The organism is Rhodopseudomonas sp. WA056 (assembly GCF_010906995.1).
GTDB lineage: Bacteria > Pseudomonadota > Alphaproteobacteria > Rhizobiales > Xanthobacteraceae > Rhodopseudomonas > Rhodopseudomonas palustris_G.
In genome coordinates this window covers 12,876-27,699 of the sequence record NZ_QPFS01000005.1, presented here as the reverse complement: position 1 = coordinate 27,699, position 14,824 = coordinate 12,876, and the positions used below count along the sequence as shown (strand labels likewise).

At 64.4% G+C, this 14,824-nt stretch carries 7 protein-coding genes; 6 read left to right on the top strand and 1 reads right to left on the bottom strand.

Features of this window, described 5'->3' with window-relative positions; translation table 11 throughout:
• Position 1 precedes the first annotated feature (1 nt).
• The 6 genes from DU475_RS02160 (at position 2) to DU475_RS02135 (ending at position 13,689) form a co-directional block, all read left to right on the top strand.
• A complete protein-coding gene (locus tag DU475_RS02160) occupies positions 2-8,053 on the top strand; it encodes a hybrid non-ribosomal peptide synthetase/type I polyketide synthase (protein ID WP_164630411.1) in 8,052 nt (2,683 codons plus the stop codon).
• Complete coding sequence (locus DU475_RS02155) at positions 8,050-10,365, top strand: condensation domain-containing protein (RefSeq protein WP_164630409.1); 2,316 nt, start codon at positions 8,050-8,052, stop codon at positions 10,363-10,365. The genes DU475_RS02160 and DU475_RS02155 overlap by 4 nt, the downstream gene beginning before the upstream one ends.
• 278 nt (positions 10,366-10,643) lie before the next feature.
• Positions 10,644-11,543: a dienelactone hydrolase family protein gene (locus DU475_RS02150; RefSeq protein WP_246700216.1), complete on the top strand. Its 900-nt coding sequence runs from the start codon at positions 10,644-10,646 to the stop codon at positions 11,541-11,543.
• Between the two features lie 15 nt (positions 11,544-11,558).
• Positions 11,559-12,263, top strand: coding sequence for a 4'-phosphopantetheinyl transferase family protein (locus tag DU475_RS02145; protein ID WP_164630405.1), 705 nt, complete (start codon positions 11,559-11,561; stop codon positions 12,261-12,263).
• Between the two features lie 561 nt (positions 12,264-12,824).
• Entirely contained in the window at positions 12,825-13,166 is a 342-nt protein-coding gene (locus DU475_RS02140) for a curlin repeat-containing protein (RefSeq protein WP_013501803.1), read from the top strand.
• 139 nt (positions 13,167-13,305) lie between these two features.
• The gene (locus DU475_RS02135; RefSeq protein WP_047307590.1) at positions 13,306-13,689 is read left to right on the top strand and encodes a hypothetical protein; all 384 of its coding nucleotides are present in this window, start codon (positions 13,306-13,308) and stop codon (positions 13,687-13,689) included.
• 226 nt (positions 13,690-13,915) lie between these two features.
• On the opposite strand, the gene DU475_RS02130 is transcribed toward DU475_RS02135, so the two are convergent.
• Complete coding sequence (locus DU475_RS02130; protein WP_013501805.1) at positions 13,916-14,791, bottom strand: CsgG/HfaB family protein; 876 nt, start codon at positions 14,789-14,791, stop codon at positions 13,916-13,918.
• Positions 14,792-14,824: the final 33 nt, after the last annotated feature.

Sequence of the window (14,824 nt, the reverse complement as noted above, 5' to 3'; positions counted from 1 at the left end):
GATGTCGGACAACAATGAGATCGGCTTCGCGATCGTGGGGCTGTCCGGTCGCTTTCCTGGCGCACCGGATGTCCAGAAGCTCTGGCAGAACATCGTCGCGGCGCGTACGAGCGTCTCGCGTTTCTCTCCTGACGAACTGGAAGATTCTTTCGGCGATCAGGAGCGTGCCGATTCCGACTTTGTTGCAGCGAAGCCGATTCTGGACGACGTCGATCTGTTCGACTGCGACTACTTCGGAATGTCGCCGCGCGAAGCGGATTTGACCGATCCGCAGCAGCGGATATTCCTCGAGATCTGCGCCGAAGCGTTGGATGATGCGGGATACGACCCGGAGCGCTATCAGGGGGCGGTTGGCGTATTCGCCGGCAGCTCGCTGAATACCTATTTTCTTCGACACGTCTGCCCCGATCGTGAGGCCGTCGAGCGGTTCACGTCGAACTTTCAGGTGGGGTGCTATTCCGAGCTGTTGGGCACACTCAATGATTTCACTGCGACGCGGGTCGCCTACAAGCTGAATCTCAAGGGGCCGGCGGTTTCGGTCCAGAGTGCCTGTTCGACGTCGCTTCTGGCCGTCGCGCAGGCATGCGAAAGCCTCGCCGCTCTGCAATGCGACATGGCATTGGCCGGAGGGGTCTCGATTACGTTTCCCCAGAAGCGCGGCTACATCTATCAGGAGGGCGGAATAGCCTCGCCCGACGGCACGTGCCGGCCGTTTGATGTCGATGCGGCGGGGACCGTGTTCGGTTCCGGTGCGGGCGTGGTTGCGATCAAACGGCTCGCGGACGCGATCGCGGATCGCGACGAGATCTACGCGGTGATCAGGGGCTACGGCATCAACAACGATGGCGCCGGCAAGGTGGGATTCGCAGCCCCCAGCGTCGGCGGGCAGGCGGAGTGTATCGCGGCGGCGCTGGCGATGGCCGGATTTGAGGCCGAGACCATCGGCTACGTCGAGTGCCACGGCACCGGCACGCCGCTCGGCGATCCGATCGAGATCGAGGGACTGTCGCAAGCGTTCGCTGAAGCCTCCACTGGTTCGATCAGCGATCGCAACTGTGCTTTGGGATCGGTAAAGGCGAATGTCGGTCACCTGGATGCCGCGGCGGGCGTGACAGGGCTGATCAAAACCGCCTTGATGCTTCACCACGGCATTCTGCCGCCTCAGGCGAATTTTGCGGAGCCCAACCCACGCCTCGACCTTGCGAAGCGGGGATTCCGGGTGGCGACGGAGTTGCAGGAATGGCCGCGCGGAGATCGCCCGCGTCGCGCCGGCGTCAGTGCCTTCGGGGTCGGAGGCACCAATGTTCATTTGTGCCTGGAGGAGTCGCCGCCGACTGCTGCGGAGAGTTCGTCGCAGGTCGAGAACGTGGTGGTTCTCCGGCTGTCCGCCAAGTCGTCCGCTGCGCTGGAGACGATGCGGCTGCGGCTCGCCGATCACCTTGACGACGCCGTTCGGCGTGGCGAGCACATCGGCTTGAACGAATTGGCCCACACCCTTGCCGCGGGACGGCGGACGTTCGATCGGCGTTGGGCTGTTGCCGTCAACTCTGTGGAAGGAGCGGTCCGGTCGTTGCGCGAGGTTCGTTCCGACGCCCGCCCGGTATCACTCCGCCCCGGTGCGGTGTTCATGTTCCCCGGCCAGGGAGCTCAGTACCCGGGAATGGGGCGCTGGCTCTTCGAGTCCGATCGGGAATGCCGCGCCGAGATCGAGCTCGGTGCAGCGATCGTCAAGGATCACCTCGGCGTCGACATCCCCGCCGTGCTGTTCGACGATCGCGACGTCGACGATCATGCGATCCGATCGACGACCTTGGCGCAGCCGGCGCTCTTTCTCGTCGAACATGCGCTGGCGCAGCGGCTGCTCCGGTCCGGGATCGAGCCGAGGGCGATGATCGGCCACAGCCTCGGCGAGTTGGTGGCGGCGACGCTGGCGGGCGTGATGTCGTATCAGGATGCGCTCGAGCTGGTGGTGCATCGCGGACGCATCATGCAGGCCCAGGCTCCGGGTGCCATGCTCAGCGTCCGGTTGTCGGCCGCCGAGCTTTCGGCGCATCTGCCGGTCGGCGTCGAGATAGCGTCCGACAATTCGCCTCGCCTCAGCGTCGCCAGCGGTCCTTTCGAAGCCGTGGAAGAACTCGAGCGGCGGCTGCAAAGGGAGGAGATCCCTCATCGGCGTCTCCACACCTCGCACGCCTTCCATTCAGCCATGATGGATCCGGTGGCTGTCGAGCTCGAGAAAATCGCCGCTGGGATTCAGCTCCGACCGCCGAAGCGCCGGTTGATCTCGACCGTGACGGGAACATGGATGACCGCGGCAGAAGCGACGTCGCCCGCCTATTGGGCACGTCAATGCCGCGAGCCTGTCAGCTTCCGCGCCGCGCTCACCGCGCTGATCGATACGATATCCGAACGGGCTGATTGTCTTCTGGTCGAGGTCGGGCCGGGCAGAACGCTGTCGACATTCGCGGGGGCGTCATCGTCCGCTTCCAAGGTCCGGGCGATTATCACGACCGCTCCGGACTACGCGGAACGAAACGACGAAGAGCTGACTTTCGCGCAAGCGCTCGGCGATCTGTGGGTACGCGGCGCGAGGCTGAAATCCGATGGTCGCCCGGCGGCCGGGGCCCCACGGCTGAGATTACCAAGCTATCCGTTCGAGCGCACGCGCCACTGGATCGCGCCCCCAGCTCCGGCCCGTCCTGTTGTCACCATGCCTGTCCCAGCGGACCGAGGAGACGCGTTCGCTCGGCCGGCTCCCCTGCAAGAGCTTCGTCGCGATCGGGATGGTCTGTGTAGCGTTTCGATGGAGAGCAAGATGTCCGGTGACGAAGTCTCGAAGGCGTTGATCAAGACGCTTGCGGCTATCCTGTCAGATGTCTCGGGGCGACCTCTTTCGGATCAGGACGCGGCGACGTCCTTCATCTCGCTCGGATTCGACTCTTTGCTGCTCGGTCAGGTGGCGCAGCGTGTCAACAAGTCGTTCGGTGTGAAGATCACGTTCAGGCAGTTGATGCGAGATCTCAACTCGCTCGATGCCCTGGCTGCGATGGTGAAGACGTCGGCACCGGCCGACAGATTGCCCCAGGTCGAGCGAGTGCCCGAGAGAGCTCAGGTGACGATGGTCGAGCGGTCGATCGTCGAGCGACCGGCAGAGACCTCGCTGTCGAAACATCCCCCGGCTCCGACGACGACGCCAACCGGAGGCGTCGAGGCGTTGCTACGCGAGCAACTGCAATCGATGGAACGGATCTTTGCCGCTCAGCTCGCGGCGGTCGGCAAGGACGAGCGCGTCGCGGCCGAGTTGCCCGTTGCGGCGGTGCCGGCCAATAGCCGCGCAGGAAGCCCCCCTGAGAGTGACCTTGTGATGCCGGAAACGGGCGAGGAGGGCGGCGGTCGGTTCAAAATGTATCGCCCCGGCGCCGGGGCTGACGAGCTCGAACTCGCGCCAGAGCAGCGAGCCTACATCGCGAACCTCGTCCGGCGCTACAACGACCGCACTCCAGGATCGAAGTCACGCGCCCAGGCATCCCGCAGAGTTCTCGCCGATCCCCGGACCGCGAGCGGCTTCAATGCCCAGTGGAAGGAGATGGTCTACCCGATCGTGTGCAAGCGGTCGAAGGGAGCTTCGATCTGGGACGTCGATGGCAACGAGTACATCGATCTGGTGAACGGCTACGGCCAGACGATGTTCGGTCATGTGCCGCCATTCGTCGTCGCTGCATTGCAGGCGCAATTGGAAGACGGATTCGCGATCGGACCGCAGACCGAACTGGCCGGCGAGGTCGCTGCGCGCATCAGCGCCATGACCGGCAATGAGCGGGTCGCTTTCTGCAATACCGGCTCGGAAGCCGTCATGGCCGCCATTCGGATCGCGCGGGCAGTGACAGGACGACAGAAGGTCGTGGTGTTCAGCGGCGCCTATCATGGTCAGTTCGATGAGGTTCTGATCAAGTCGTGCCGTGCGGGCAGCGTGCCCGGTGCACTTCCGATCGCGTCGGGCATCCCGGTCGAAAACGTCGGACAGATGATCGTCCTGCCGTACGGCCATCCAGCCAGCCTCGAGATCGTCAGCCGAATGGCCGACGATCTTGCGGCCGTGATCGTCGAGCCGATTCAAAGCCGGCATCCTGCTCTGCAGCCGCGAGACTTCGTCGCCTCCCTGCGTGAGCTGACAGCGAACAGCGGGACCGCGCTGGTGTTCGACGAGGTGGTGACCGGCTTCAGGGTCGATCCCGGTGGAATGCAGAAAGTCTTCGGCATCAAGGCCGATCTGGCGACCTACGGCAAGGTTCTCGGCGGAGGAATGCCGATCGGCGTGGTCGCAGGCCGCGCTGATTTCATGGACGCGCTGGATGGCGGCTTCTGGCAGTATGGCGACGATAGTGAGCCCGAAGTCGCACCGACATTCTTTGCCGGAACGTTCGTCCGGCATCCGATGGTGCTCGCCGCCGCACGCGCAGTGCTCGAGCACATCGAGCAGAACCAGACGGAAATCTACGCGCCATTGGCGCAGCGCACGCGGCAGCTCGTCGATCGGATCAATTCGCACCTCGACGGCCACGGATTGCCGACGCGGGCCGAGACCTGTGCGAGCTGGTTCTTTGTCGATGGTTCAGCCTTGGGGCGGTTCGCCGGCCTGCTGTTCGCCGAGCTTCGCTTGCAAGGGATTCATGTTCACGAGGGCTTCCCGTGTTTCCTCACCACCGCACATGAGGCCGCCCAGTGCCAGGCGATCGACACCGCGTTCGAAAGGGCGATCGGCGCCTTTGCAGACGCCGGGCTGGTCGCGGGCGAGGCGAAGGGCATCGCCAAGCCGCTAGCCCGTGACGGCGACGACCAGGCCGGGCCGCAGCCGCAAACACGCAAGACCGTGCCGCTGACCGAACCTCAGATGGAGGTGCTGCTTGCGGCGCAGATGGGTGAAGCAGCCTCGATGGCGTTCAACGAGTCGGTCAGCGTTGGTTTCAAGGGCCCGCTCGTCGAGAGTGCTTTGATCAAGGCGGTCGAAGACGTCATCCGGCGTCACGAGGCGCTTCGCGGCCGTGTCGTCGATTTCACCGGGATGCTCGAGATCATCCCCGATTTCGTGCCGAAGATCCCGATCATCGTTCTGGACGGGGAGGACCGCGATGCGGAACTGACGCGGTGGCTGGCCAAGGATGCAAGAACGCCGTTCGACCTCTTCAATGGACCGTTGGTTCGCGCGAGCCTTCTGCGTCTGGACTCTGACGTCCATGTGCTGGTCTTCACCGCGCATCACATCATCTGCGACGGCTGGTCGATGAACGTCCTGCTCGGCGACTTGGCCGAGATTTACAACGCTTATCGCGACGGAAGAGTGCCGTCGCTGGTGCCGGCCGCGAGCTTTGCCGAACACGCCGCGCAGCGATCTCCGCCGTCTGCTTCCACGGTCGAATTCTGGCGGAAACTGTTCGCACAGGTGCCGGCGTCCTCGGAGCTTCCGCTCGACCGTCCGCGCCCGGAGATCAAGAGCTTCCTGGGTGCATCCTTGCGCGAGCGGCTGGGACAGGAACTCTGCGGCAAGGCCAGGGAGCTGGCGAAACGCCGTGGCGTGACCCTGTTCACGGTGCTGTTTGCCTCGGTGCAGACTCTGTTCGCCCGGCTTTGCGACAACGAGCGCGTTGTCTTGACGGTGCCGATGGGGGGGCAGGCGTTGCTGGATCGGCAGGACCTGGTCGGGCATTGCGTCAACTTCCTGCCGGTTCCGATGTCTGCCCAGCCGGATGTCTCGTTCTACGAACATCTGAAGCACGTGGACGAGAAGCTGAACGACATCTTCGATCACCAGGACTACACGTTGGGGTCTCTGGTTCGTGACCTGGACATTCCCCGCGGCATCAACCGGACTCCGCTGTCGGACGTCCAGTTCAATCTCGAGCGGGTCGGTTCTCGGCTGACGTTCCGTGACGTCGAAACGCGTGTCGACACGAATCCAAAAGCGTTCGTCAATTTCGACATCTTCATCAACATGATCGAAACGGACGACGACATCACGATCGAGGTCGACTACGCGACGGATCTGCTCGATCGTGCGACGGTGTCGCGATGGCTCGAGCAATTGCGCTGGATCCTGGCGCAAGCGATCGAGCAGCCTCAGATCAATCTGCACGAACTGAAGCTGCAGGAGCTGACCGTCAGCGGGCGTGAAAGCGGTCAAACCGCCACTGTTCAGCCGTCGCGTTTCGACGTCCCCCTGGTGGAGATGATCGAGCGGAACTGCGACCGCACGCCCGATGCGATCGCGGTGGAGTCCGAGACGGACGTTCTGCGCTACCGCGAGCTGGAATCGAGAAGCAACCGGATTGCGGATCGGTTGCGAGCGTTGGCTCCCGCCAAGGGAGCCCGGGTCGCGGTGGTGGTTCCGCGCGGCCTTGATCTGCCGGTCGCATTGGTCGCCGTTGCGAAGGCGGGGCTCGCCTACGTTCCGGTCGATCCCTCGCTTCCGGTGGCTCGGATACGGCAGATGGCTCGATCTGCCGAGGTTGCGATCTTCATCACTGCCGGAGCGGACTGCCCGGCTGCGGCCGAGATGGGGATGCCGATCATCGATCTCGTGCGGGATGCCGCACAGATCGATGCCGCATCGGCCGCTCGTCCTGAACCCGCACCGTCACAGGAGGTGCTCGACTCGACCGCCTATGTGATCTTCACATCGGGGTCGACCGGAACGCCGAAGGGCGTGGAGATCGGTCACCGCGCGCTCGCCAATTTCCTCGGCTCGATGGCGATCCGGCCGGGCTTCAGCGCGGATGATCGGATCGTCGCGGTCACCACGGTGTCGTTCGACATCGCGGTTCTCGAGCTGCTGCTGCCGCTGTATTGCGGCGGACGGACGGTGATCTGCGGCAAGGACAGGCTGCTCGAGCCCGAGAGCGTCGTGCGGCTGATCGAAACCAGCGCTGCAACGATCGTTCAGGCCACTCCGACGCTCTGGCGCGTGCTTCTCGAAGCCGGCTTGCAGCCGTCGCGGCCGCTTCGTGCGCTGAGCGGCGGCGAGGCGCTGCCGCGCGACGTTGCCGACAAGCTGATCGCCGCAGGCTTCGAGCTGTGGAACATGTACGGGCCGACCGAGACTACGATCTGGTCGGCCTGCGGACGGATCGTCGATGCATCTCGGCCGATCGTCATCGGCGAACCGGTCGCCAATACGGATCTCCACATTCTGACCGACGACGGGACGCCGGCGCCAGCGGGCACGCCGGGAGAGCTGTGCATCGGCGGAACGGGGCTCGCCAAAGGCTACGTCAATCGGCCCGATCTGACGGCTGCAGCGTTTCCGGTGATGACGCTGCAGGATGGCGAAACGGTGCGGCTGTATCGAACCGGCGATCTGGCGATGCGCCTCGCCGACGGCAGTATTCAACTGCTGGGCAGGCGCGACCAGCAGGTGAAGATTCGCGGCTTCCGCATCGAGTTGGAAGAGATCGAAGCCGTCCTGCGAACCTGTCCAGAGATCGTGGACGCCGCCCTCATGGTCGAGAATGCCGACACTGCCGACGCCGCGCTGGTGGCTGCCTTCGTGGCGAAGCCCGGGATGACGGTGAGTGTCGACAGTCTGCAGCAGACGGCGCAGCTCAGCCTGCCTCACTACATGGTTCCCAATCGGTTCGTTGAAGTCGCCGAATTGCCGAAGACCGCGAATGGCAAACTGGACCGGAAAGCTCTGTCCGCGGCGATCGTCACTCCGTCGACTGTCGTCAGTTTCAGCGAGAAGCTGGAAGAGCGCGACGAGCCGGCGCGAGACGTGCTGGCCAAGGTCATTGCGATCGTCGAAGCGGCGCTAAATCGCACCGGGATCAAGCCGGATGACCGGGTGTTCGCTCTCGGCGCGACCAGCCTGCATGTCTTCCGGATGGCCGCGCGGTTTTCGGAAGCCAAACTGCCGATCAGGGCACAGGATCTGATGACCAATCCGAGCATGAGCGATCTGGCGAGACGTGGCTCCGTCGCGGCAAGAACGCAGACGTCGGACAGGAAGACTCCATCGCTCGCCGAGTTCCGGCGTCCCTCGAGCCGTGTGAGGACGACATGAAGACGCAGCTCCCCTCCGTCGTCGAGCAAGTGCCGGGGATCGAACCGGTCCGCTGCACCAGCGTTCAGGAGCGCTATCTCGACCTTCAGAGTCACAGTCCAGGCTCGTCGCTGGCCAATGTCGCGATGCGCTGGCTGATGAAGGGAGCGGTGCGCGACCAGACGATCCAGAAGGCGTTGGACTTTCTCGCCGGCCGGCACGAGGCGCTCCGGACGAGGTTTGAACGCTCGGCCGACGGCTACTCACAGATTGTCGTCGAAGCCTCGCCGAGGCTGTCCCTGATTGATCTGTCGCAGCTATCGAGCGACCGCTACCAGGCGGAGGCGGAGCGGCTGGCGTCGCTCGAGGCGAGGGCGGCGTTCGATCCGGTGGTCGCACCGCCCTGGCGAACGACCGTGCTTCGGCGCTCGCCGAACGAGGCGATCCTGCTGCTCACGTTCCATCACGCCATCGCGGATGGCTGGTCGGTCGGACTGATCGCGCGCGAATTCGCCGCCGCGGTCGAAGCGCTGGAGCGCGGTCAACGGCCGGATTTGCGCGAACTGGACCTGCAATATGTGGACTATGCGCAGTGGCAGTCGGCGTTGCTGGCGAGCGACGGCCTGACCGAGGAGCGACAGTACTGGCGAGGCAAATTGTCGGGGCTGTGTCCCCTCGACATCAAACCCACCAGGCAGCGCGTGCTCGATGCCGGCCGCGACGGCGAGATCAGGAGCCGTGTTCTTCCGAGGCCGCTGACGGATGCGCTGCAGGCGCTGGCGCGGCGTGAAGGCTTCACGATGTACGGGCTGGCGTGTGCGGCCTTGACGCGTGCCCTGGGCCGCAAGCTGGAGACGGACGAGATCGTCATCGGAACGCAGGTCGCCAACCGCGACGATCCGTTGCTGTTCGATCTGGTCGGCCCCGTGGTCAACACCGTGGTCCTGAGGCTCGGGATCGAGGCGGGCAGCGATCCGCTCACGCACGCGCGCCGCATCAGGGACGAGGTCTCGCAAGCGCTGGCCAACAAGGCGCTGCCATTCGCCGAGATCGTCGCCGGCATCGAACTGTCTGATCGGAAAGACCTGCCGCTCGGCTACGCCATCAATTTTGCGGCGCAGGCCGCCAATGTCGAGACCAGCCAGGTCGGCGTGATCCGGCGCGGCGCTCTCGAACTGGTGTCGCTGCCGTCGGTGACGACGGGTTGCCTCTACGAATTCAGTTTCTTCCTGGTGGAGCGACAGGAGGGGTGGCGGATCTCCTGCGAGTACAACACCGATCATCACGTCGCCGCCGCCGCCGATACGCTGCTGAAGGCGTGGTCCGAGGAGATGGAGGCCCAGGCCGATCTGGTCGAGAGCGACCGGGAGGGCTGGGCTCCGGCCTCGAAGGGCGATCAGCCGAGCGGCGACGTCGCTACCCCTGTTGCGCTCTCGCTCGAGCGCAGACTGCCGAGCCGACGTCCCACGCGGCCCTATTTCCAGCCTTGCGTGCTGCAATCCGAAGGCAAGCTGCCGCCGATCTTCGCGTTGAGCAACAGATCCCTGTACTATCCGCTGGTTCAGCGGGTGGCGGCGGGACGTCCGTTCATCGACTTGCAGTGGGCCGACGCCGCCGAGTTGCCGCCGCTCGATCAGGACAGCATTCGCAGGATCGCGGCCGATGCGGTTCGGCAGATCCGGGCGCACGATCCGATCGGCCCGTACTATCTGATCAGCCTCTGCCTGATGGGCAACGTCGCGCTCGAGGTCGCGCAACAATTGAAGAGTCTCGACGGCGAAGTGTCGGTGATCTTTCTGCTCGATACGGTCGCGCCCGGCTACGTGGAGTCGATGAGCCGGTTCGATCGTTTCCTGAGGCGAATCCAACTGACGGACAGGATCATCCCCGATCTGATCGCGCGGGTTCGAAAGGTCAGGTCCGGGGACATGAGCATGGCGGCAGCGATGTCGCAGTACTCGATCGTCAGGAACAATCCCCTGGCGCGATTGATCGGCCGGGGCGGTGATGCGCCGCGTCCGAGAGCAACCAACGAGGATTTCCTCAATCACGGCCTGATGGACTATCTGCTGGACGCCAGGGCGTTGTATCCCTGGCAGCCGTATGACGGCGAAGTCGTTCTGTTCCGGAGTTCGAAATCGCGCGTCGGACGGTTGTTCGAGCGCGGCCTGGGATGGGACAAGGTCGTCAACGGACAGCTCCGGATCTTCGACGTGCCCGGTGTGCACGACGACATGACCCGCGAACCCGCCGTCGCCACCATCGCCGAATACATGAGCTGGATGATCGATCGGCGGGAGGGCCGCTGGTCGGCGGAGCGCTCCGCCGGCTGAGGACAGGCGCGATGTTGTCGTCGAGCAGGGATTTCGACGTGCCCGCTGGAAGTCTCCGGCAGGGGCTCGGCTGAACGATGCGCCGAGGTGCCGTCTTGCTTCTCCTCGTCGTTGCAGGGCTTGCGGTGGCTGCTGTGGTAGGAGGCTCGATCTGGGCCGAACGCCGCGCCTCGAAGCTCGTCGGCCCGACCGATCAGGCGCGTGTCGGGGAGGTCGTCTTGGCGGACTCCGGACGGCAGACCGGAATCGAGGTTCGGATCTGGCGGCCGAGCCTGCCGATGCCGCACCCGGCGATGAAGGCAGACCGTCCCGATCGGGGGCTCCCTCTGGTGATCTACATTCCCTCGTGGGGAGGTCGCCGCTCCGAAAATGATGTGTTGCTCTCCGCCATCGCCGGCGCGGGTTTCATCGTCGTCGCCATGGACGACATCAGCCATGACCGGCCGGATCCTGCGACGGACGCTGCGGACGAGGCGGTCCGGTTGGCGCCGTTCAGCATGCAGACCGCGCAGGACTACGCGAGCTTCCCGTCCACGAGTGAGCGCCGAACCCGGCTGGGATTCGACAAGCTCCAGCGGGTTCTGGATCGGCTCAGCGCCCGACCAGCGTCGGCGATGCTTGAAGGCGCCGACGTCTCCCGGATTGCGGTGGTCGGCTATTCGTTCGGCGGCGCGGTCGCGGCGAGAGCCATTGCGCTCGACGCGCGCTTGGCGGCCGGCGTCAATCTCGATGGCTGGGTGATCCACACGCCCGCTGCGGCAGGGCTTCGGCGGCCGCTCCTGGCGATGTACGCGTCGCTGCAGCCATCCGAACGTCAATGGTCGCATCGTCCGAACTACGAGACCAAGATCGGATGGGAAGATTTCGGCTGCCTGCTGGCGCTTGCCCGCTCGTCCGGCTCGAGAGTGTTCATGGTCGACGGTGCGAGGCACTCGGACTTCTCCGATCAGCTCTACACCGAAGATCGATGGCGCCATTGGCGGCCGCTGGCTCCCAAGCGCATCGCGCCGGAGCGCATGCACCTGATCGTTGATACGCTTGTGCTCCAGTTCCTCGTCGAGCATCTGATCCAGCCCGGGACAGAGCCCAGCGCAGATTTCGCCGAGGTCAGATCGGTGACGGAAATCGAGAGCCTGATTCCGACCGGCCCGCGGTTGGGCGTCGGTTCGGCCAACTAGACCAGGCATTGCTCAATGAGCGAACCGGTTGAGATCTGGGAGATCTGCTTCGAAGAGGCCGGGGCGGTGGATTGGCAAATCCTGGATCCGCGCGAGACGGTCGCGGCAGACGCATTCATCCATGCTGACGATCGCTATCGCTACGGCGTGATGCACACGGCCTTGCGGCTGCGTCTGTCCGAACTACTGGACACGGCTGCCGAGGCGGTCCCCATCCTCGTCGGAGCCCACGGCCGGCCGTTCGTCGCGGGGCGTGCGGCAGAAATCGATTTCAACATCTCGCATAGCCGGCGGACCGGACTGATCGCCATCTCGAGGGCTGGGACCGTCGGAGTCGACGTCGAGGATCGCGACGCCGCGGCGGACTACTCCGAAATGGTCGACACCATCTTCGAGCAGCACGAGGCCGCCTGCCTGCATCGCCTGGAAAAATCGGTCCGCAATGATCTGTTCCTGCGCGGATGGACCCGGAAGGAGGCCGTGGCGAAGGCTGTCGGAACCGGCTTCCTGCTCGATCCAAAGCTGTTCCGTGTGCCGCTCGATGACCGCGGCAGTTGGAGCGTGTCGGTGCACAGCCCGGTGACCCGCCAGCTCGCTTTGATCGACCTGAGTTCTGATGCAAGGGCGGCCGCTGTCGCGGGCGCCGGACTGCAGAACCGCCCCCGGGTTCGCAAATTCCGCTTCGGGCGGACCTCCGCGCGCGCAGGCTCCCTGCGCTGAGTCTCGGGTGGCTTCACCGGGGACAGACAGGTCGGGACCGCTCGTAACCGCCGGATGCCTATGCGACGTCTGTCAGCACCGAATGCCGCTGATCGCAGCTTACCTTTCCGTTTCTGCCGCCGAGCGGCCGGCATTCGTGATCAGTTCGCAAGCTCGCTTTAACCTTTGATGCTCAATGTCACGTTGTTGGGCGGAGGGGGTCATGAAGAGCTCTGGAATTTCATTCTCCGAAGTTCCCGAATCGGCCTTCGGAAAAGCGGAAGACGAGGCGGGCCGACCGTTGGGCCAGCCAGCAGGGCTCCGGTACTCGTCTCCTTGGCCGTGGGCGGCCGCGGTCTTCATCAGCTCCGGACTGTGGGCCGGTATCGGCTGGTTGATTTTCGCCCTTTAGATTGCCGACGCCATCGAGTTTTGCGAGCCTTGAGGTGCGCGTAGCTGCGTGCCGTCATTCGACATTGGAACGATGAGTCGCCCCTGCCAGTTCAGGGGGGGACGGTCAGTGCTCTTACGATTTCGAAAGGAACCGCGTCCGATACTGAGCGGATTCGAGGGGGAGCACCGATGCGGACCATCCGGATACTGTCAGTTGCCACTGTCCTGTTTGCAGCACATCACCCGGTGTGGGCCAGCGAAGCCTATGTGAGTCAGCCCGCCGGCGGCAAAGCGCAGCAGGCGCCCACTGGATCGGCTCGAACCACCGCTGTCCCGGTGACGATCGAAAGTGCGGCGCGGTTGATGCGGGCTGCCGCGGCGATGCCTGATCCCGGTAAGGCGAACGTATCGATGGTCGCTCAGTCCGGTAGTCTGAACTCCGCCGTATTGGCGCAGATTGGCGGCGCGAATTCGTCCTACATCATCCAGCAAGGATCTCAGAACAGCGCCATCGTCAGTCAGCGCCGGTAGCAGCCCGCAGGCCGAGCGGTTTCCGGCGAGGCGTGCGCTCTCCGGCCGAAGGCTTCGCCTTTGCGATCAGCGGTGCTAAGGACGATGATCGAGAGAGTCGTCCGAAGGCGGACGATCTCCCATCGCGAGGGAGAAGCAGATGTCGTATCCGGCAATGCTGTTGGCGGTGATGAGCGTCGGTGGTCTCGTTTCGGATAGCGACGTCGCAAAGCCGCCCTCGGCCGATCAGACGGGAGCCTTCAGGCTCGCCAACGAGGTCTATGTTCAGCAGCCGCACGGCATGCTTCCGCCGCTTGCGACCCGTGCGGGTGAAATCCCCAAGCTGTCACCGGAGAGCGGATTGGTTGCTCCGAAGACAGCGCCCGGCGGCCTGAAGCCGGCCGCGGCGAAGAAGGGCTCGCCCGAATTGGGCGGATCCCCGGCTCCGGCCGGAAGCAGCGGCCAGGTGTCTTGCGATCCGAGCAACTCGTCGTCGCAAGCCTGCTACAGCGCCACCCAACAAGCCAGGCCGCCGACACGCTGAGATCGTTGCGACGGTAGTCTCGGCTGACGTCGGGGGCGCTATCGTAACGGCAGAAGCAACCGTTGACGTGAGGGGCGCTCGCCCGACCAATTTGCGCGACGGGACCAAGCGCGCGTCGCATCCGACCGGTCGACATTTTCGCCCTGCGGATAGCTGCCTTCGTCGCGCCTGGGCGGTTCGTTCGAGCTTCGACCTGCGCCGGAATCTGCGAAAGGTCAGTCCCGGATCACATACCGGCCGGGGCGGTGGGAAGAGCCGCCTTCCTTTGCAGCTCGAGTTCACGCATGAAGGCTGAGCCGGCGGCCGGATCCTTGAAGTTCCAGAGATCCTTCTTCACGCCCTCGAAGATCAGCGAGTACACGGCGAGCTGGATGCCTTCGCGCACCGCAAGGGTGGTCGGCGAGTTCTTGGTAAAGCCCGCATCGGCCTGCAGCAGGCTGTCGATCGCCACATATTTGAAGCCGGTGCCGCTGATGTTCACGGAGTAGATGATCTTTGTCGTCGTCACGGCGGCGAGCACGCGGCCGGTTTGAACGCTCACCGCCCGCAACGACACGGTGACGATGTCCTGCCGATATTGCGCGCTGCCGCCCAGGCCGAGGTAGTTCGCCCCGATTCCGCCCGTGGTTTCGTTGGTGTCGTATCCGATGATGCCGCCTTCGAGCAGCACGCCGGCGAATCGCAGCGGTGGCAGGCTCTGTGCCTTGTCGCCCTGCAGGGCCGACCGCGTATTCTGAATGATCTGGCGTTCCTGAAGAAGCGGCTGCAGGTCGGCGCGTTCTGCGACGTCGAACCAGTGGCCGCCGCCGGCCGTCAGCAGCACGTCGGTGAGAATCGAGCTGCCGCCCTGAGTGACGGCGCGCGAGAATTCCGCGAAGTTGTCGTTCGACTTGTTCTGACCGGTGAGGTCGGGAAAATTGTAAACGGCGACATCGAGCTTCTTGGTCGGAGGCGGAAGCTGTTCGAGCACGACGCCGGTCTTGGTCGACGCAACCATGGTTGCGGGCGGCGTCACCGGATCCTTGTCAGTTCCGGTGATAGCGCATCCACCCAAGGAAACAGCCAGCAAGACACACGCCAATGATCCGGCTCTGCTATCCATCGCCGCCGCCCCCCGTTCAACTAACTTAATACT

Bases quoted from the DNA above. Each gene is read 5' to 3' on its own strand.
- DU475_RS02145 (WP_164630405.1), top strand. From the start codon at position 11,559: ATGAGCGAACCGGTTGAGATCTGGGAGATCTGCTTCGAAGAGGCCGGG.
- DU475_RS02150 (WP_246700216.1), top strand. From the start codon at position 10,644: ATGCCGCACCCGGCGATGAAGGCAGACCGTCCCGATCGGGGGCTCCCT.
- DU475_RS02160 (WP_164630411.1), top strand. From the start codon at position 2: ATGTCGGACAACAATGAGATCGGCTTCGCGATCGTGGGGCTGTCCGGT.
- DU475_RS02155 (WP_164630409.1), top strand. From the start codon at position 8,050: ATGAAGACGCAGCTCCCCTCCGTCGTCGAGCAAGTGCCGGGGATCGAA.
- DU475_RS02130 (WP_013501805.1), bottom strand. From the start codon at position 14,791: ATGGATAGCAGAGCCGGATCATTGGCGTGTGTCTTGCTGGCTGTTTCC.
- DU475_RS02140 (WP_013501803.1), top strand. From the start codon at position 12,825: ATGCGGACCATCCGGATACTGTCAGTTGCCACTGTCCTGTTTGCAGCA.
- DU475_RS02135 (WP_047307590.1), top strand. From the start codon at position 13,306: ATGTCGTATCCGGCAATGCTGTTGGCGGTGATGAGCGTCGGTGGTCTC.